This window comes from Microbulbifer sp. NBRC 101763, assembly GCF_040371615.1.
GTDB classification, from domain to species: Bacteria; Pseudomonadota; Gammaproteobacteria; order Pseudomonadales; family Cellvibrionaceae; genus Microbulbifer; species Microbulbifer variabilis.
Genome location: NZ_BAABQV010000002.1, coordinates 418,026 through 437,705 on the forward strand (window position 1 = coordinate 418,026; position 19,680 = coordinate 437,705).

Sequence of the window (19,680 nt, forward strand, 5' to 3'; positions counted from 1 at the left end):
AAGGAATGTGGAATTTATGTAAAGAAATGTGGAAGTAAGCAAGGGCGCTGGTACCAGGTAGAGCTTCATGTTTAACCGCGTGTTTGACCGGCCTGTTCATTATGGTCGGACTGTCGCGCTATCATACTTGCTGTTGCTTTGTTACCCAGTAGTGGATGTTTCACTTTATTTGGGTAAAGGAGGCTCGTTTATATTTTTGAAACAGAATCCAGTCTGTCTTTATAGTGGCCAGCCATTTCACGTCGCAGTAAAAGTGGAAAGTCTCACATCGGCTTCATTACCGATTCTGGTGTGTATATGGTGGAGAGCAGGTAAATTTATAAAAAATGAGGTGAAGTGGTTTATAGCTGCTATTTCAGGCCTTTCTTCCTTTTCACCCGGAAAAGGTGCCATTTCCCTATTTATTGGGATTAAGGTGAATCTCTTTGTCACTCACTTTCTGCTGCTGAACTATACCTTTGTAGTTATTCTTACTACAGCTATCTGGTATTGATGGTGGAACTGTATGTCGGTATTTAGCCAGGATGGCGTGAGCCTGTACTTTGAGCTTCGCGGGAATGGTCCTCGCCTGGTATTCCATCCCGGTACTCTCAGTGATCTCAGAGTACATCCGACTGTATTTGATTCTCCATTGGCACGACATTTTGAAATACTGAGTTTTGATCCACGAGGAATTGGGCAATCCAATTCTCCCGATGCCTCTCCTACGATGTTTGACTATGCCCAGGATCTCAAGCGTTTAATGGAGCATATAGGTTGGCAGGATGCACTGTTTATTGGCGAATCTTTTGGTGGAATGGTATTGCAGGAGTTTGCGCTTCTCTATCCACAAGCTGTGCAGAGACTCGTTTTGATAGTCACCAGTTCTGGGGGGCCGGGAGGAGCTTCATTTCCTCTCCATAAATATGATATCGAAGCAATGAACGTCGAGGAAAAAGTTAACTTTTTCATCTCGGCTGGAGATAGCCGTATGCCGAGTTCCAATAATGAACAAATAGAAACGGCGCTCTACACACCTCTGCGGAATTACTACAAGCAAGTTTGTGAGATTTCTATAAATAAGCCGGAAGGGGCTTTATGCCGTTCTCGACAGCTCCAGGCAAGAAAGGGACATGATACCTTTGAACGCTTGCCTGAGCTCAGGGTTGGGACACTTATTTGTGGTGGTCGCTATGACAGAATCGCTCCTTTTGAAAACCAGAAGGCTTTATTCCAGCAAATAAATGAATCTCGCCTGGGAATTTTTGAAGGTGGGCATCATGTCCTATGGCAGGACACTTTGATTTGGGGTGTCATTTTGAGTTTTCTTAAGTTGACTTAAATATTGCTATCAATTTGTTTACATAGTTATGTGCCTAAATATTTATTGGTTTTTTTATGAGCTCTAAATTTCAGGATGAAAGTAGACAATACAAGGAGCGTATGCGGAATCGCAAGCAGATCGTTGATGAGACGGTATCTAGAGCGCAGGATGAGCGTGGAACTGTAATTTTATATACTGGTGATGGTAAAGGTAAAACCACAGCAGCTATGGGGTTGGTAACAAGGGCTCTGGGTTATGCTTTCTCTACGGTGGTCATACAGTTTATAAAAGGTACTTGGGAGTGCGGGGAGAAGAATTTATTGATGGGATCTTCCCGCCCTTTGCAGTGGTACCAGATGGGTACGGACTTTACCTGGGAAACCCAGAACTTTGATGCAGATAAGGCCGCAGCACAAGCGCTATGGGAGAAGGGGTTGATGGCCATGCGTGATGAAAGCGTGTACTTGGTTGTTTTGGATGAATTGACCTATGCATTAAATTTTCACTGGCTGGATAAGGCTGAAGTATTGGCAGCTATACGGGATCGCCCCAAGGAACAGTCAGTTATTATTACCGGCCGTGGTGCTAAACAATATTTGAGGGATATTGCGGATACCGTTAGTGAAATGCGCGCGGAAAAGCATGCCTTTGCTAGTGGTCTCGCAGCACGTAAAGGTATTGAGTGGTAATGAAGCAACTGCAGGCATAGGCCTAAACCTTGCGGGTAAGGATTGAGCCAACTGGTTTTGATTATTAGCACCTACTGATTATATATTTACAGCTTAATGCGCTGAGGCCGACAGGGTGATGTTATCACAATAAGCACCCTGCCATTTTTGGTGAAGGGTCCAATTACTCGGTTTCTGATACTTCTCTGGCAGCGATGCTGGCTATCATTTGGCGTCTCACACGCATCGGCGTGGTTCCAAACCAACGATAACAGGCGCGGTTGAAAGAGCTCTGCTCACGGTATCCCAACATATTGGATATCTGTGACATGGGCGGCTGTTTGGTACTCAAGTAGTATTCGGCACGCTCACGGCGAATGCGATCCAGTAAATCTTCAAATACGAGATTGCGGTCACGCAGCCTCCTTTGCAGGGTGCGCTTGTGCATGCCAAGTTGGTTAGCAACTTCTTGCAGGCTGCAACGCTTCAGCGGCATCAGGCAATAAATAAGCTGCTGCACTTGCTCTATCAGACTGGCTTCCCCCTGTTGTAGGAGCTCTTCAATATATGTCTTTAGCAGTGGACGTAGGCTCGGGTTACACTTTTCAGTGGGGTGTAATAGGGAGCTACTGCTCAGGATAAGTGCATCTTTTTCCCGCCCAAAGTGTATCGGGACACCGAAGAAATTTTCATACTGGTCATGCAGGGGGCGCTCTGTTTGCAGATGCACGGCTTCCAATTGGAAGTTTTCTCCGCAAAGATTCTGTAATGCGACCATGGAGACCCCGAGGAGAAATTCTCGGCACTGTTCCAGGGCAATAGCGGGGGCTCCCCGCTCCTCTGTTTGGAGGTCGTCTATGCAATAAAAATAAAGATATGTGTGTTTGCCTTTTTTCTGAAGTTCCACACGCAGGTTATAGGGTGGCTCTCCGAGCTGCCTAATTGCTGCGTTGAGGAACTCCCCCAAAGTTAGGGACTGCAGTACCGCTGCTCCCAGCGATCCCAATGCAGCCGCCCCCTGGCTGTAAGCAAGGCGCAGTCCAAAATCTGCACAGTTGAGTTGATGCGTAGCTCTGTTCATCAGGTCGTTTACGGATCTTAAGGGTAGGTAACCCTCAAGGCTTTCAACTTGCTGGGGATTTATTCGGGCATTTATTAGCAAGGCCTCAGGGCTGCCATTAAATTGGCTCACCAACTCATAAAAGCCCGTTAACAGCGTAGTTCTTATTTGTTGAGTCAATTTCTTAGAATCCTGTATACCACTCGGATAAATGACGTTATGAACTTGTTCCGAGTTAAATAATTCAATCTGGCGTTAGTGAAACGACTGTTAGCAGAACCCAGGGATAATAAAAAACGGAGCCTTGTGGCACGTTATTTATGGTTTTCTTCTAAGGGTTATTACTGTGTCTGTTATAAGGACAATCTTGTCGGCGGAAGTCTGCTCTGTTTTGACGTCCGGATATGTCAATGGATGGATGGGCAATAACAGTCACTGCCTTATAAGAATAAGGTCAGTGCAGGGCACAACCATGGTGCTCATCCTGAGCGGATAGTGAATGATAGTTCGATCAGGGCAAGGCGCTGGTGGCGATAATCCGCGTATTGATCTCCGCTTAACGTTATTACAAGTATCTATATTACTTGTTTTTTTTAGGTCTTTTGAAGACTGTTAATCGATATGTGGATTTAAACCTTGTCGCCTAAAGAAAAAAAATACCCGTATGCTTGGTCATTTAAGAAAAATATTCCTTAAATTCTTATAAATGCATTTTTTGTTTTATGGCGACTAAGCGATTGGGAATAATAGTTTTTCAGAAAAATTTGTCAGAAATCGGTTTTCGTTAAATATGTTCTCTGCAAGAAGCCTTGCCTGCCCGAAATTGGGACATACGTACTTTCTTTGGTGGCTGTAGTTAGGATTAGGACAAGGGGTTGTAAAAAAAAGAGCCCGCATAGGGCGGGCTCTGGAGTGTATGGTTTAGCCGCCGTAATAGGTTGCGGCTCCTGGACCAACAGGGAGGCCCAGGGCAAAAACCCAAATGTAGAAGAGGGCAGTCCAACCGATAAAGAAGAAAATAGAGTAGGGGATCATAGTGGCGATCAAGGTGCCCATGCCTAGGTCTTTTTTGTAGCGGGCGGCGAAGGTGATGATTAGGCCAAAGTAGCTCATCATTGGCGTAATCACATTTGTCACAGAGTCACCGATACGATAGGCCGCTTGAATAACTTCGGGGGCATAACCGAGCAGCATCAACATGGGTACAAAGATCGGGGCGGTTACAGCCCATTGGGCAGATGCGCTACCGAGCATCAGATTTACAAAACCGCACATCATGATGAAGAACAGGAACAGCAGTGGCCCGGTCAGGCCAATGCTCTGTAGAGCGTCGGCGCCCAGTACAGCAAAGATAGTACCGAGATTGGTGACTTTAAAGAAGGCAACAAATTGTGCTGCGAAGAACACCAGCACAATATACATGCCCATGCTATTCATGCTCTTGGCCATGGCATCAATCACATCGCGGTCATTCTTCATGGTGCCAACCACTTTGCCGTAAACAAAGCCAGGAATGGCGAAGAAGACGAGGATCAGGGATACAATACCTTTCAGGAATGGGGAGCCGGCTACCAAGCCGGTCTCCGGGTTACGCAGAACTCCCCACTCAGGTACAACAGAAAGAGCAAATAGAGCGGAAACGGCTAAGACAGCGAGACCCGCGTATTTAAGTCCCCGTTTCTCGTCATCGGTCAAAGTGCCCAGCTTGTCCTGGCTTAAATCTACCGAAGCTTCATTTGGGTCATACTTACCCAGCTTGGGTTCTACGATTGCCATTGTGACCCAGCTGCCGACAAGGGTAATCAGGAAAGTACTGACGATCATAAAGAACCAGTTTACTTCCGGACCGACGCTGTAGGTCGGGTCAATCATATGGGCTGCTGATTCTGTTATGCCTGAGAGTAGTGGGTCCACAGTGCCCAGTAACAGGTTGGCGCTGTAACCACCAGAGACACCGGCAAAAGCAGCAGCCAAACCCGCCAGGGGATGACGGCCCAGGGAGTGGAAGATCATGGCTGCCAGAGGGATCAGCACAACATATCCGAGTTCTGAGGCGGTGTTAGAGATAATACCGGCGAAGACCACGATCACTGTGACAGTACGCTTGGAAGCCTGCAATACCAAGCCGCGTACTGCGGCACTCAGCAGGCCTGAATGCTCAGCAATCCCTACTCCGAGAAGAGCGACCAATACTGTTCCAAGAGGGGCAAAGCCGGTGAAGTTTTTCACCAGGCTGGTGACGATCATCCTAAGGCCGTCACCGCTCATCAAGTTGAAGACTTCAATGACTCCATCTGGGTCACGGCCAGCTGCGCCCACAGGGCGGGGATCGGCGACGGACAGGCCAAAGTAGGAAGCTATGCCACTGAGCACTACCACCCCAACGGCAAAAAGTGCAAACAGGGTAATGGGGTGGGGAAGCAGATTACCAAGCCACTCCACTACATCTAGGAAGCGAGTAAAGGCCGTCTTGCGCCCAGGCGAATTATCCTGCTGATCGCTGGGGGAGGTCGTTGTGGTCATTGTTTGTCCTCAATCATTTTGGTGTCGGCTGCTCCTAATTGCCTCTGGAGCGTCCGTTAGCCGAATAATTGGCTGAAAAATGTGCTAAGGCGCGATCATACACAAAAGTCCTTTGGGTAAGAATGCCTGAGGGGGGAATGTTCCCTACGGGTGGATCGGTAATCACCAGTCAGATATACACTGGGGAGGGTGTTTTAAAGAAACGGCACTTCTATTTCGGTCACCAAAACTGTGAGTTTGTGACAGTCTTTTAACAGGTCAGCTTAAGAGACCTGTCATTCTTGAATATGCCATAATCCCAACACTCAGCAGTCAACTCAGCGGTGAAATAATGAAAATTGGAGTGTTAAAGACCGACGATGTGCGCAAGGAGCTGGTGGGCGAATTCGGCGAGTATCCGGAGATGTTTGCCGAGCTATTGCGCAGTCAGGATTCAGGGTTGGAGTTCGCTACCTACGAGGTACAGCACGGTCAATACCCGGAGCAGATAGATGAAGTAGATGCATATCTGATCACTGGTAGTAAAACCGGTGTTTATGATGATAAAGAGTGGATTCCGCCGCTGATGCAATTTGTGCGCAAGTTACACGATGTAAAGAAGCCCACTATTGGCATTTGCTTTGGACACCAGCTGATTGCTCAGGCTCTGGGAGGAAGAACCCGCAAGTCTGACAAAGGTTGGGGATTGGGAGTGCATACCTATGAGATGCAGGAAACTCCCTCCTGGATGTCTGAGCCGCTGAATAACTTTAGTTTGTTGGTTACCCACCAGGATCAAGTTGAAGCGCTTCCCCCGGGCGGCCGTGTGCTGGCTTCCAGCGAGTTTTGCCCTATGGCTATGTTGCAAGTGGATGACCATATGCTCAGCTTTCAGGCTCACCCAGAGTTTACAAAGCCCTATTCCAATAGCTTGATGGAGTTGCGCCGGGAAGCTTTCGGCGAAGAAGTTGTGCAGAAGGGGCAGGCTTCTTTACAAAATGATATCCATGAGAATGTCGTTGCCAAGTGGATGTTGGAGTTCTTGCGCAAATAATATATTTCAAGAGGGCGGGTTTCTCGTCCTCTTATCTTGCCTCTTCATCACTTTAACCCTACCGCAGAATTTTTTATTTTCATCAGTCTTGGTCAAGATATATATCCTTTGATTGCAAAATCAAATTTGGGTTTTGAATAAGAAGATATTGTGTAAGCAACCTTGCCAGTAATGTATTGATTTTGATGTAATTAATAATTTTTTTAATTTGATAAGAAATAATCATTTTTAATTTGTGGTGATTGTTAGGGTTTTCATATCAAGCTTATAAATTCCAGAGTCTTTTTAATTTTTCTGGGACAAATTACATTTTCAGTTATCTATTTTATTTGGTTATTGAGTGGTTAGCACGTTCTTGGCGTGATTCTCTCTGATTTCTAACAAATGCAGAGCTAAAGAGATTGTTTTACAAAATATGAAGGAATAATGTGTGTCTCAGTCTCTTCAAAGTGGACGTTTGCTTTTGATCCCATTTTAGGATTTCTATGGGTCGGATGAGTTTATAACTGGTTGTTTAGAAGGAGTGGAACGTCTACTTGGTTTGATATTGGAGGCTGTGGTAGCGGGGTAGATATTTTGAGCCTGATATAAAAGCCGATAAATTATAAATAAACTGACAATAAAAAGGGTGGCTTTATGACCTTATTCAAGAAGACAATAGTAGCTGCATCTATTAGCCTGTCGATTTTGGGCAGTCAAGCCATAGCTGCAGGAAATGTTAATGGAACGATTGATGGTTCAATTTTAGGACATAATGGAGCTGAGATAACTGACGCCACCATTATTATCGAGAATGAGAAAAATGGATTTAAAAGAACAATATCTACTGGGGTGAATGGGGATTTCAGAGTTAACCTTCCCAGTGGGGCCTATAAAGTTACGGTGCAAAAACGTGGTTATCAACCTACGGTTATTGAGAAGGTTTTAGTCTCGATTGGTAGTTCGGCCAGCTTGGATATACCTTTGTCACTGGGTGATCTTGAAGAGATTGTAGTCTTTGGGGAGGTAGCTCCGCAAATACGTAGGGGAACAGCGGAATCCTCACTTAATATTGGGTTGGCTGATATAGAGATGCTGCCTGTTTCTCGTAACATTGAATCGGTAGCTTTGTTGGCGCCTGGGACAGTTCTGGGGGATTCCGGCTTTGGGGAAGATAAGGATCTGATTTCTTTTGGTGGCGCCTCTGTAGGGGAAAATGCATATTATATTGATGGTCTCAATGTTACAAATTTCCGAAATGGACTTGGTGGTTCTTCAGTCCCCTTTGAATTTTATGATCAGTTTCAAATAAAAACTGGGGGATATAGCGCTGAATTTGGTCGTTCACTTGGTGGGGTACTGAATGCTGTTACTAAAAGGGGAGGTAATGAATTTGAATATGGAGTGGTTGCTTATTATGAGCCTGCGGACCTTCGCTCAACTAGTCCTAATACAATATCCACTGATGGCACTCTTTATGATTTAAATTCCGAAAACGAAAAATCAAGATATACGACTGACTATTATGTCAGTGGGCCGATAGTTCCTGATAAACTATTTTTCTATGCCTTATATGAGCAACAGGAAACGATTGAAGAATTTACAACAAGGGCTGATCCGGGTACTTTCAATGATAGAGAGATTGGTGATGATTTCTGGGGAATAAATTTAACCTGGAATATTACTGATAATCATATATTTTCCTACGTACATTTCTCAGATGAGCGCACCAGAGAGAACAGGCAATTAAACTATGACCCTTACAATAAGGATGATCAAGGATATAAAGGTACAGTATGGGATGAGCGAGGAGGAGAAAACTGGCTTGTTCGATACGACGGGCAAATAACTGATAACTTTAGTGTATCACTTCTCCATGGTGAGAATGAATATTCCCTAACCACTACGAGCACTACCGATACAGAATGCCCATATGTTGTTGATACAAGTGATGGAGCAATACCGGGGAATTCTTCTACATTTCCTGGCTGTGAGGCTAGTGCCAGGCCTCAAACTGGTGGTGATGAGCGCGTTGCTGATCGTATAGATTTTGAATGGGTCTTAGGGGATCACACCTTACGATTTGGTTATGATCAAGAAAATAACTCCTCAAGTTCTGCAGAAACTTATTCGGGTACTGGGTTGCGAGCAGATGGAGGTGTCTACTATAGATATTATACTTTTACGCCAGGTGCAGAACTATCAAATGGGGGGATCGTTCCCGATATTCATGGGGATGGATCAGATGTCCACATTGTTCGATATCGCCTGGGGGAAGTGTCAGGTGACTTTGAAGTGGAGTCTAAAGCATTTTACATTGAGGATACTTGGGATATCACTGACACCCTTACTATAAGTGCAGGGCTTCGGAATGAGACCTTTTCTAATTATAACGGTGAGGGAGATGTATTTATTGAAATTGATGATCAGTGGGCGCCCAGGCTAAGCTTTTCTTGGGACCCCTTTGGCGATGGTGAATCTCGTTTGTTTGGTAATTGGGGGCGGTACTTTATGCCGATTGCCTCAAATACCAATGTGCGTTTGTCTGGTGGTGAATTAGGGATACAGCGCTACTTTATATTTGATGGGGATTATGACCCCGTCACTGTTGCTCCATCTAATGTAGGTACCGATGGTATCCCTCTCTCTGAAGAAATAGGCTCCACTCAGATAACTTCCAGTGGCGAAGTTCCTGATAGCGCGCAGCTATCGGATCGGGATCTAGAGCCGATGTATCAGGATGAAATTATTTTTGGTTATGAAAAGGTTTTAAACAGTGATTGGACTGTTGGGTTAAAGGCCACTTACCGTGATTTGAAATCCCATATTGATGATGTGAGTATTGATCATGCTGTTGATGCTCTGGGTTATGAGCATACTGGAGATGCTCATGGATATGTACTAGCTAATCCAGGTAATGATATTACTATACCTTATGATAGGTACGGAACTGGCGAGCTGGAGATGACAACTTTTCCTGCAGAGCTATTAGCTTACCCTGAGGCAAAACGAAAATATAAAGAGTTGGAGGTCTCGACCAAGCGAGGATTTGATGGGGTCTGGGGAATCAGTGCGAGCTATACCTGGTCTGAAAGTAAGGGGAATACTGAGGGTTATGTAAAGTCAGATAATGCACAAGATGATGCGGGAATAACTCAAGACTTCGATTTCCCTGAGTTAATGGATGGAGCCGATGGCTTTCTTCCTAATGATCGTACCCATAAGTTTAAAATATATGGTAATTATCAAATAATGGAAAGCCTACTCTTAGGGGTCAATCTACTTTGGCAATCAGGGCGACCTATTAACTCTTTTGGTACGGGGCATCCTAATGGTACTCCTTCCTATGGGGATACTTATTATCTTACGGATTCCGATGGTAATTTGATAAAAGCAGAGCGTGGCAGTAGTGGACGAACTAGTTGGGTTAAACAAATAGATTTATCATTGGTTTATACTACTCGAATTGGTTTGGCTGATCTAGAATTAAGAGCTGAAATTTTTAACCTTCTGGATGCAGATGCTGAGACTGAAGTATATGAATTTGCCGAATTGAGCCCAGGGATTGCTGATCCGAATTGGGGTATCAATCAGGTTTATCAAACTCCTCGTTACTTACGTTTTGGAGCAAGTGCGCGCTTTTAAAATAAGAGGAGTATTTTTAGTAGGGGCTGTCTTCAGCTGAAGAGGAGGCGGCCTCTGGTGTTACTATTTATAGTTTTGGCTGATTGTTAATTTTTTCTAATGGTTATTTTTGCGGTCAAAATGTTAGTTGATTCCCGACATTAAGTCTTCATCAAACAATAAAATTCTTACTGTGATAGGATCTTCGATTTGAAAAATCCTTCTTGCTGTTTCATCAATCCGGATAGCAAGTTTTTGCAATATTTCATGTGTGCGTGCAGGCTTTTTATTGCATATTATTTCGATATAACAGCCAGCGGGTTCTACATAATTTGATTCAACCACCGCTGTAACTGCATGCTCTCCTTTGGCTTCAAGCCCCTCGATAAGAATTTCATTAAATATGGCTGGCACAGAATCTGGAACCAGTTTTGAGGACTCTATAAATATCTTGCAGCTGGGCATGTGCTTCTACCAGAAAGGGTGATGTTGATTAGATGCTTTAAGCTGATATAAGGCTGATATAACTTCATGACTGGCTAGCCGATAGATACATTTCTCAATAATTCTCAATATGAAAATCTCAGCTGATTACATTATAGCTGTTGACCTTGAATACTGCTTTGGCGCTCTCTGGAAAAAGAAGAGGGTATCGAACAGGTGAGAATATAGGTGTTAATAAAGCATGGCTATAGGCTTAGTAAAAGACTGCTAACAATGTCAGGATTAGTAATAGGGGCGCTATGGCCTGTGGTGATTTCTATCATTTGTCAGCCAGCCAGCCAGCCAGCCAGCTTTTTGCCCATGTTCGACTTTGTGTGCGAGAGGAGTGTACAGGATTTGTACAAGTAACATATAGGCAGCCCAGATCTTTCCGGCTTACTTAGATGTATTGGGTTAAGATAGATTTTTACCGGATGGGGAGTCAGGTGGCGCTCAACCCAGGCTATATCCTTGGGTTTTATAATATTAAATGACTGGGCAGGTATGGTTAGGAAACACTCAGTACCCCTTGCCATCTTAGCTTGGGCCAGCCTCATAGCCTGGTTCGGATCTGGTCACTGTTCATAGAAGCAGTGCCCATTATGGGCAACTGCTGCATCTAGGTAGATTAGCTGTTTATGCGCTTCCTGACTCTGTCTGCCTCAGCTGTACCAGTAATACAGGCAAAGCTATGGCCAACCAAGATGATATTGTCAAGCTCCTCCCATTCAATGACGCTGACTATATATTCAATAAAAGTTTCGATACCAATGCCGGGGTGGATTAGACGGTGCTTTCCATCCAAACCTGTCGGGGTGGAGCTGAAGGTGCGGTGTCAAGTTGCGACCAGCCTCTGGGCAACCCGCCACCAGCCACCATGGAATAGCCCGTGTACTAACGCATAGGTTTTTTTGCCCTAAAGATTCCATGACGATTAATTTAGTGAGGTGTAAAAAATATACGTGTTTTTCTGTTCTATCGATTTCATTTATGTATTGGTTGGGGAGAAGTTGTTCGAGTAGGGGAGCGGCATACAAGTTAGGAAAATGACTGTAAGGTAAGGTTTTAATAGGCTGCTTTAGATTAAAAATATAAAAGTAAGTTATGTTTTTTAATTTCTAACTTTAATAACAGTTCTTCAGTAGGTCGTCTCTATAAGAAATTTTTAGAATTTTACTATTTGATAAATGTGAATTTATTTTTGTTCAATGTTGGATTTTTGATCATATAGGCAAGAAAGACAGCGATAAGTTAGTTGGATAGTTCAATATTTATCGAATTTGACTATCTGTTATAGGGCATTTAGATTTGGTTCCGCGATAAACAGCCAAAGGCTGTACGCATATAAAGGTGAAATATAAATAGTACTGGCCATAGTTGGTACAAATTAGGTGAATCGCATTGCCAACCCCCTTCATTAATACAACTCGATCTATCTCTGCGGATACTTTTTACTCGTTAGCATGGGCTACAGCTCTTGGTATATCGCTGATGGTGGCTTGGATAGTTTGGTTTCTGACAAAAGATATCACTACATACAGCGTTAGTGATCAAGCCAGGCTTGAGCAGGAGCAAAATACCGTACATGTGAGCACCCAAAGAACAGGGAGAGTAGTGTCTATCCAGGCTTCTCTGGGGGATATCCTCAAAAGGGGAGATATATTGGTACAGCTTGATACTGCTGCGTATGATCTTGATTTGGATGGGAATAATAAAATTTCCCAGAGCCTTGCAATACAGCTGGAGGCGATCGGGCGGGAACAAACCCTTCTGGATAAAAAGTTTGAAAAAGATAATAAAGCTCTCAACGGGCAGTTAAAACTCATTCGCCAGCAGTACCAACTTCAGATAAGTAATCAGAGGATACAGGCTGATGTGGCAGATCGTTATGAGCGATTATTGAAAAAACAGCAAAGCTCTGAATTGGATTATTTGGCAGCAAAGCGAACTTACCAGCAAATGGCTATGGCAACTCTGGCTTCAGAAGCCCAAATTGAGGCGACCGTTGATCGGTCTGAGGAAATTGCCAGTGAATATCAACTTGCTCTTAGTGGGTTAAAGCAGCGTCGGGCGGATATTCAAAGTAAGCTTGCAGAGGTGGATACCCGCATACAGCGGAGTAACTTGGCTGTGGATGAGCAACAGTTACGTGCTCCAATTTCGGGTAAGCTCGCTTCTTTAGCGGATATTCGTGAGGGAGAGGTTCTGGTTGCTGGCCAACAGATTGCCACAATGCAAGCAAAAGGCATGATTAGCGTGCAAGCCTTTTTTCCTCCGGCCATGGCTTTAGGGCATATTCGTGAAGGGCAAAGTGCCCGGGTTAAACTAGATGGCTTTTCCTGGGCGCGCTATGGGCAGCTTCATGCTCGTGTAGAGAGGGTTGCCAGTGCTGTTCATGGAGATCGAATTTTGGTCGAGCTATCTCTTCAAGGCGAAGTGCCCCAACAACTACCATTAATGCATGACCTGCCCGCGAGAGTAGAAGTTGCTACCGGGATAAAAACTCCTTATCAACTGCTACTACAGCGAGTTGGAGATATGTTGACAGGGGAGCCAGATAGTAAGCTAAACAATGCGAGGTTTTCTCAGTGAGGCAGAAAATCCGCTGGCTAGTACCTGAAATTGTACAGACATCTAATATGGACTGTGGTCCGGCATCTCTGAAAAGCCTGTTGGAGGGGTTTGGAGTCAATGTCCACTATGGCCACTTGCGCGATGCTTGCCAGACCGATGTGGATGGTACTTCTATAAATACGCTGGAAAAAATTGCTGTTGAATTAGGATTAGATGCGGCTCAAATGGTCGTACCAAAAGACCACTTGCTAATGGATATTCCTGGTTATTTACCTGGGCTGGTGGTTGTGCGTTTACCTAATGGGAATACTCATTTTGTTGTTGCCTGGCGTAATCACGGTAGTGTTATACAGGTAATGGACCCAGCCAGTGGCCGACGTTGGCCCAATGTTCATCGCTTCCTCGAAGAATTGCATATTCATACTATGCGTGTTCCCCCCCAGGGGTGGCGCGCCTGGGCGGGAGGAGATGACTTTATGAATCCCCTTCGCACAAGAATAGTTCGCTTAAAAATTTCCGAATCACTCTGTGCGAAGTTTTGTCAGTTTGCACTGAAGTCAGACAGTTGGCTACCTTTAGCGTTTCTTGATGCATCTGTCCGTATGATGACCGCCCTGGTGTCCTCCGGGGCATTACGCAGAGGAAGCGAAGTTAGTGGGATACTACAAAAGCTGGTGGATGAATTTTCTGAAAGCTCTGCTGATGCTTTTAATTTGGTGCCAGAGAGTTATTGGTGTGCCCGTCCTCATTGTCCACCTGGTACTGACTTAAATACACCTTTCGAACAGTTTCCAGAACAATTGGAGTTCAGCGGTGCAGTAATAGTAAGTGTTAAAGGCTTACGTAAAGATGCTGAAGTGAAACCAAGCTCTGAGAACTTATCCAGAGCTTTAGAGGAGCCTCCTGTTCGTCCATTGCAGGAGCTGTTTGGAATGTTGCGGGATGATGGCTTACTCGCTCCACTCATAGTTATCCTGGCGATGATGGGAGCCGTATTTGGCTTAATGGCCGAAGCGTTGCTCTTTCGGGGGCTGATCGATATCCATAGTGAGCTGGGTACTGAAATACAGCGGACGGGTACTGTGGTGCTATTGCTGGGTTTTATGTTGACTGTAGTTCTCATTCAGTATCCTGCAGCAAAGATTCAACTGATGATTGGGAGGCACTTGGAAAACCGTTTTCGTATGCGTTTTCTCACAGCATTGCCGCGTATCCCGGATCACTTTTTTCAGAGTCGCCCAACTTCAGATACTGCCGAGCGCAGTCACCGTATTAGTGCATTACGAGAACTCCCTGTGCTGGGAGGTGGTATTCTTTTTAAAGTAGTTTCTTTGTTTGCTACGGCTGCTGGAATTATATGGATTGCGCCGACTGCTGCGCCGCTTGTAATTCTGATGGTCGCTGTCCAGGTATTGATTCCCCTGGTGTTCCAGCCTTTACTTAACGATCATCACATGCGTGTCCAGACACATGCGGGTGCCTTAGCTCGATTTTATATGGATGCGCTCTTAGGGCTTGTTCCGATTCGAACTCATGGTGCTGCCGAGTCAGTGCGCAAAGAGCATGGGAGCTTACTTACCGAGTGGGTGAAGTCCAGTTATCTTTCTCTGCATTTGCAATTAAACAGCCAGGCGGTGCAGATGATTATAAATTGTGTACTTGTCTGTACCCTGGTGGCTTACTGCATCCAAGTTCGTGGAGCGAGCCCTGATCTATTGCTATTGATTTATTGGGTTTTAGCCCTTCCACCTCTGGGAGAAGATATTGCCGTATTAATGCGGGAGTATCCAAGACAGCGAAATACTTTACTGCGCGCCTTAGAACCTTTACTGGCGGTTAATGATAAAACAGAGGAAGGAGTAACGGATGACAATGAGAAAGAAGAGAGCTTTTGCCTGACGCAACCGGCACATTTCTGCTTCGAAAATGTCAGTGTCCAGGTCAGCGGTCGCACCATTCTTGATAGTATTAACCTGAATATTGTTCCAGGAGAACATGTCGCTATCGTTGGTGAGTCCGGCGCGGGAAAGTCCAGTCTTGCTGGCCTTTTGTTAGGGTGGCATAAACCTTCCAGTGGACAGTTGCTCTTGAATGGCTTGAAACTGCAAGGCCAGCTTCTGGCTCAATTTCGCATGCATTGTACTTGGGTAGACCCCGCTATCCAGCTTTGGAATAGTAGCCTCCTTGATAACCTGAATTACGGCAACAGCCCTAATAAATCCTTGTATCCAATTCTTGAGCAGTCGGATCTACTCAAGCTAGTGGCTTCGCTGTCAGATGGATTACAAAGTACCCTTGGCGAAAGTGGTGCACTTGTTAGCGGTGGAGAAGGCCAACGCGTACGCCTGGGGCGAGCCCTGGGAAAGGAAAACCCCTGTTGCGTAATCTTGGATGAGCCTTTTCGAGGTTTGGATCGTGAACAGCGTCAGCGACTTCTTGGGCGTGTGCGACAAATTTGGAAAGATACCACTTTGATCTGCATTACCCACGATATTTCTGAGACGCAGGATTTTCCCCGTGTGCTGGTAGTAAAGGATGGGCGTATTATAGAGGACGGCGCACCTAAAAAGCTGAAATCCCGTAGGGATTCCCACTATGCGCGGTTAGTAGTTTCTGAACAAAAGGCATGGGAAGAGTGTTGGCAGAGTAGTGATTGGCGCTACTTGCGCATGGCTGCAGGAAGCCTGTCAGAGGTAGAAAGGCCCATTAAGAAAGAGGAGCTGATACAGCCAAAAGAAAGGCAGTCCGAGGAGGTGGTCCATGAATTCTGAAATTTCAAGCGACAAACTCCGCTCCCGTTGTTGGCCTGCCTCTCAACTAGATTCTGCCTTACAGGCGTTAGCCCGGCATTGTGGATTGGAGCCGGAAATACTGGATTACTCTTCAACAGATAATGAGTTGGACACGAACACTCGTCTACAAGCGAGTGCGGAAGCTCTAGATATACAGGTCGAGCAAGTTAGTTGTAGTTATAGCGAGTTGAGCCAGATGTTGTTACAGGCTTCACCTGCATTGGTTCGCTTAAATTTTGGTGAGGGTGAGTATTTTGCCGCCTTATGTGGGGGGAATCGCCGTCAATTGCGTTTACTTACCCCAACGTTGCAAGTGGTTCAAAATTCTCTTAGTCAGGTGGAGGCCCAGTTCAGTCATAGACAAGTGACCTTCCAGCGTGAGCGTATAGCGCGTTTACTTGATGGTATTAATATTGGGGAGCGACGACGCGCGCGTGCGACCGAGGCTCTACTTAAAGAGAATCTGGCAGGGGTGCGCATTGAAGGTTGCTGGTTACTGCGCCAGCCTGCACATCGCTCTGTTTGGAAACAGTTACGCTTGCGAAGCCAGCACTGGCAATTTTTAGGCATGCTGGCCTGCCACGCAACACAAATGGTTTTTTTCTTGGCCAGCTGGTGGGTCATTGGACGTGCCGTATTGGGTGGCTATATCGATACGGGCTGGCTTGTTGCCTGGATATTGTTGATGGCTTCTCAAGTTCCTCTGTCATTGTTTACCTTACATCTACGCGGTTCTATATCGATAGAAAGCGGAGCACTCCTAAAACGACGATTACTTGCTAGCGCCCTGCGTATCAACCCAGACCGTTTGCGCCATATGGGCACTGGCCAAGTATTAGGGCGTGTTTATGATGCAGAAAATATTGAGTCTAACGCGTTACAGGGAAGTTTCCTTTTGGTGTTAGGGGCTACAGAGCTACTTATGGCTGTCTTTGTATTGTTGATAGGTGCAGGAGGGCATATATATCTATTGCTTTTGCCTTTGTTTTTCATTGTGGCGATTGTCCTGGGGAGTGCCCAGTACCAAAGTCGTCGCAGCTGGGTTGTCCAGCGGCTATCAATGACAGATCGCTTAATTGAAAAGATGTTGGGTCATCGCACTCGCCTTGCCCAGCAAGCTCCGGTGGATTGGCATCGTGGTGAAGATCGGGAGCTGAGTAATTACCTACAAGCTTCTACAGACGTAGATAGTACCATGGTGCGCTTAGTAGCTCTTTTACCGCGCATGTGGCTCTTATTTGGGGTAGTGGGATTGTTACCGGTATTCATTAGTGGTGATGTGAGTAGTGCTCAGCTAGCAGTGGCCTTTGGTGGTGTGCTACTCGGCTACCGTGCAGTGCTTAAATGTATGAGTGGTTTCACCAGTGCTCTGAGTGCCCTTTTAGCTTGGGAAAACGTACGAAAGCTATTTGCCCTTGAAATACCACAACCACACACTTTGTTTCGGACCGTGCAAGCAAATAGTGTGAAAACGCTTACAGCTAATCAACCTTTCATTTCCATGAAGGATTTGTGTTTCAGCTATTCTGGAAAAGGCAGGTCAATACTGGCCGGATGTACACTGAATATATATTCTGGGGATCGTATATTACTGCAAGGCGCTTCAGGGTCAGGCAAATCTACTTTAGCGAATATTATTACAGGTATCCATGAGCCAAGTGACGGACTGATGTTATTAAATGGGTACGATAGAGCCAGTTTTGGTTTGAATGAATGGCGTCGAATCGTAGCTTCCTCCCCTCAGTTCCATGAAAATCATGTACTTGGTGACTCGTTCCTATTTAATTTGTTGATGGGGAATGAGTGGCCACCAACGCAAGAGAGTTTGCGAAAGGCCTATGCAGTTTGTGATGAGTTGGGCCTGACTCCCCTGTTAAATAAAATGCCTGCGGGGATACTGCAGACCGTAGGAGAGATGGGATGGAAGTTGTCACATGGGGAGATGAGTCGGTTGTTTATTGCTCGAGCTTTGTTACAGGATGCCGAGCTGGTTATACTGGATGAAAGCTTGGCTGCTCTAGATCCTGGTAACTTACGTAAAGTGATAAACTGTATAAAAAAATATTCGAATACATTAGTTGTGATCGCTCACCCATAATTATCGATTAACATTGGCCTAAAAAGCTAAATTCGAGTTAAGCTTGCTATAGTCCATTATTCAGTAATGAATGATGGCAACTTTGACAAATTAAAGAGTAAAAGGAGATATGATATGCATAGTCAGACAGATATAAAAGCTGGTCCAGAGGCAAGTCCAGAGCCGCCAACAGATCAGGTTTAGAATATTTAGCAGTTTTAGGGTTAGAGGCTTAGCTTTCGGTCCGTACCATTTGTGTATCGGTACATGGTTATGCCTCTAACCAATTGTAATTTAATGTCAATTCCTAGATGGAGTATAATAATGCTTTTTGAAACTGATATCCAAGCTGGTCCTGAGGCTATACCAGAGCCCCCTCCCAATTAGGGAAGTAACTGCGGTTCAAATTAAAGTTTGCCATATGAGACTTATGTTCAGGCTTTTTGGTGTGTTCAGCGGCATCACAGTGCTGTCACAACATCTCTAGTCTAGGTTTCTGACTTTGTGGATGACTTTTAAAGATGTCTTAATTCTAAGTTAGACCTAAGTGATCAATGCACTTTGAATTAAGTGTTTCTTCATGGCGTTTAGCTTGCCGATGCGACTGAATACTCGTTGAAGTTCCTTCGGTCGCCAATATAATTTTTGGATTTATTGCAGTTTTTATATATTAACCATATTTTCTTGCCGACAAGGTCTTTCTCTTGGTGTTTCTGCTGACTCTACATTAAATTTTAATTAAAGGTAAATTTTTAGGTTCGGTTAATCTCAAAGAGTTTTTTCTAATAATCTTGGTGTCATCCTTACCTTTATTTTATAAGGGCTCATAAAGGGGGCAGCCAAAATATTATCGAGTTTATCTAATTAGCACTAGAATGACAAACTCTCGTTATCTCTCAGATCATGACTTGTTTATATATGAGAGGTTATTTTCTAGAGTTTTTTATTCTATCTTGAAACTTCAAAATAGTATTGAAAGTGTAAGTATGATTCGTTTAGTGTTAAATGTATTGGTTTATTCTCAGTGAACAATAAGTGGGAAACTGGTTCTTTTTATATGAGTTGGTTTTTCAAGGGTGTGGTGGTTACTAATTTGGTAGGGTGGTTTGTAAGTTTTTATTTATTTCTGGGAAAGATAGTAACATTCCAGTAATTTTACATTTTAAAAATATAATTTCGGTTATCTTTTTGGGTGCTGGATCAGATGTGTCCAAATCTTATATATATTTTGAGCTGATATAAAAAGTACAGAATTGTAAGGTTTTTTTGATTAAATGGTCGGATTTTTATTTTAGGCTGGTAATGCTTTCTCAATATCATGCGTATGTTAGAGTTGGCGGTTGAGCCATAATTTTAGCTAACTAATAGTACTTTAAACAGAATTATAGAGTTGACAATGTTTAAATCTTATTTAGAGGTCGACAATATGAATAAGGCAAGGTTTATATATCTTCTCATGAGCGGTTAGTCACCAAAAAAGGCGCCTATATTTGTTGATGTATGGCCAGAATTTTATTTTACTTGAGTATATGTTGCACTTCTTGTATGTGAATTAAAAAAGCCC

The 19,680-nt window shown here is 44.5% G+C and carries 11 protein-coding genes; 8 read left to right on the plus strand and 3 right to left on the minus strand.

Translation table 11 applies throughout. The features are described from left to right. The first annotated feature begins 67 nt into the window (after positions 1-67). The 3 genes from ABWV76_RS07195 to cobO are packed head-to-tail and all read left to right on the plus strand — an operon-like array spanning position 68 to position 1,992. Positions 68-493: a hypothetical protein gene (locus ABWV76_RS07195; protein ID WP_353375635.1), complete on the plus strand. Its 426-nt coding sequence runs from the start codon at positions 68-70 to the stop codon at positions 491-493. A 36-nt stretch (positions 494-529) separates the two neighbouring features. Further along, entirely contained in the window at positions 530-1,321 is a 792-nt protein-coding gene (locus ABWV76_RS07200) for an alpha/beta fold hydrolase (protein WP_353375636.1), read from the plus strand. A 56-nt stretch (positions 1,322-1,377) separates the two neighbouring features. Then, entirely contained in the window at positions 1,378-1,992 is a 615-nt protein-coding gene (gene cobO / locus ABWV76_RS07205) for a cob(I)yrinic acid a,c-diamide adenosyltransferase (RefSeq protein ID WP_026305216.1), read from the plus strand. Between the two features lie 163 nt (positions 1,993-2,155). Here cobO and ABWV76_RS07210 read toward each other — a convergent pair whose 3' ends face one another. Together ABWV76_RS07210 and ABWV76_RS07215 are read right to left on the minus strand one after the other, a co-directional pair. After that, positions 2,156-3,211 carry an AraC family transcriptional regulator gene (locus ABWV76_RS07210; RefSeq protein WP_353375637.1) on the minus strand — a complete coding sequence of 352 codons (1,056 nt, stop codon included), beginning with the start codon at positions 3,209-3,211 and terminating at the stop codon, positions 2,156-2,158. Positions 3,212-3,952: 741 nt separating this feature from the next. Further along, complete coding sequence (locus ABWV76_RS07215; protein WP_353375638.1) at positions 3,953-5,554, minus strand: AbgT family transporter; 1,602 nt, start codon at positions 5,552-5,554, stop codon at positions 3,953-3,955. A 331-nt stretch (positions 5,555-5,885) separates the two neighbouring features. Here ABWV76_RS07215 and ABWV76_RS07220 point away from each other — a divergent pair, with 331 nt between their 5' ends. Both ABWV76_RS07220 and ABWV76_RS07225 read left to right on the plus strand, forming a co-directional pair. Beyond that, positions 5,886-6,587 (plus strand): glutamine amidotransferase-related protein, encoded by a 702-nt coding sequence (locus ABWV76_RS07220; RefSeq protein WP_282952398.1) that lies wholly within the window; start codon positions 5,886-5,888, stop codon positions 6,585-6,587. 636 nt (positions 6,588-7,223) lie between these two features. After that, positions 7,224-10,211, plus strand: a complete 2,988-nt coding sequence (locus tag ABWV76_RS07225; RefSeq protein WP_353375639.1) for a TonB-dependent receptor — start codon at positions 7,224-7,226, stop codon at positions 10,209-10,211. Between the two features lie 123 nt (positions 10,212-10,334). On the opposite strand, the gene ABWV76_RS07230 is transcribed toward ABWV76_RS07225, so the two are convergent. After that, positions 10,335-10,655 (minus strand): hypothetical protein, encoded by a 321-nt coding sequence (locus ABWV76_RS07230; protein ID WP_353375640.1) that lies wholly within the window; start codon positions 10,653-10,655, stop codon positions 10,335-10,337. A 1,509-nt stretch (positions 10,656-12,164) separates the two neighbouring features. Here ABWV76_RS07230 and ABWV76_RS07235 point away from each other — a divergent pair. The 3 genes from ABWV76_RS07235 to ABWV76_RS07245 are packed head-to-tail and all read left to right on the plus strand — an operon-like array spanning position 12,165 to position 18,137. Continuing rightward, positions 12,165-13,265, plus strand: a complete 1,101-nt coding sequence (locus ABWV76_RS07235; RefSeq protein ID WP_020414490.1) for an HlyD family secretion protein — start codon at positions 12,165-12,167, stop codon at positions 13,263-13,265. After that, on the plus strand, positions 13,262-16,018 hold the full coding sequence (locus ABWV76_RS07240) for an ATP-binding cassette domain-containing protein (RefSeq protein WP_353375641.1): 2,757 nt from the start codon (positions 13,262-13,264) through the stop codon (positions 16,016-16,018). Before ABWV76_RS07235 ends, ABWV76_RS07240 begins: the two co-directional genes overlap by 4 nt. Next, positions 16,008-18,137, plus strand: coding sequence for an ATP-binding cassette domain-containing protein (locus ABWV76_RS07245; RefSeq protein ID WP_353375642.1), 2,130 nt, complete (start codon positions 16,008-16,010; stop codon positions 18,135-18,137). Before ABWV76_RS07240 ends, ABWV76_RS07245 begins: the two co-directional genes overlap by 11 nt. Positions 18,138-19,680 lie beyond the last annotated feature (1,543 nt).

What these genes read in the sequence shown, in the direction of transcription:
- ABWV76_RS07230 (WP_353375640.1), bottom strand. Translation starts at nt 10,655, where the DNA reads ATGCCCAGCTGCAAGATATTTATAGAGTCCTCAAAACTGGTTCCAGAT.
- cobO (WP_026305216.1), top strand. Translation starts at nt 1,378, where the DNA reads ATGAGCTCTAAATTTCAGGATGAAAGTAGACAATACAAGGAGCGTATG.
- ABWV76_RS07215 (WP_353375638.1), bottom strand. Translation starts at nt 5,554, where the DNA reads ATGACCACAACGACCTCCCCCAGCGATCAGCAGGATAATTCGCCTGGG.
- ABWV76_RS07220 (WP_282952398.1), top strand. Translation starts at nt 5,886, where the DNA reads ATGAAAATTGGAGTGTTAAAGACCGACGATGTGCGCAAGGAGCTGGTG.
- ABWV76_RS07245 (WP_353375642.1), top strand. Translation starts at nt 16,008, where the DNA reads ATGAATTCTGAAATTTCAAGCGACAAACTCCGCTCCCGTTGTTGGCCT.
- ABWV76_RS07235 (WP_020414490.1), top strand. Translation starts at nt 12,165, where the DNA reads ATGGTGGCTTGGATAGTTTGGTTTCTGACAAAAGATATCACTACATAC.
- ABWV76_RS07225 (WP_353375639.1), top strand. Translation starts at nt 7,224, where the DNA reads ATGACCTTATTCAAGAAGACAATAGTAGCTGCATCTATTAGCCTGTCG.
- ABWV76_RS07195 (WP_353375635.1), top strand. Translation starts at nt 68, where the DNA reads ATGTTTAACCGCGTGTTTGACCGGCCTGTTCATTATGGTCGGACTGTC.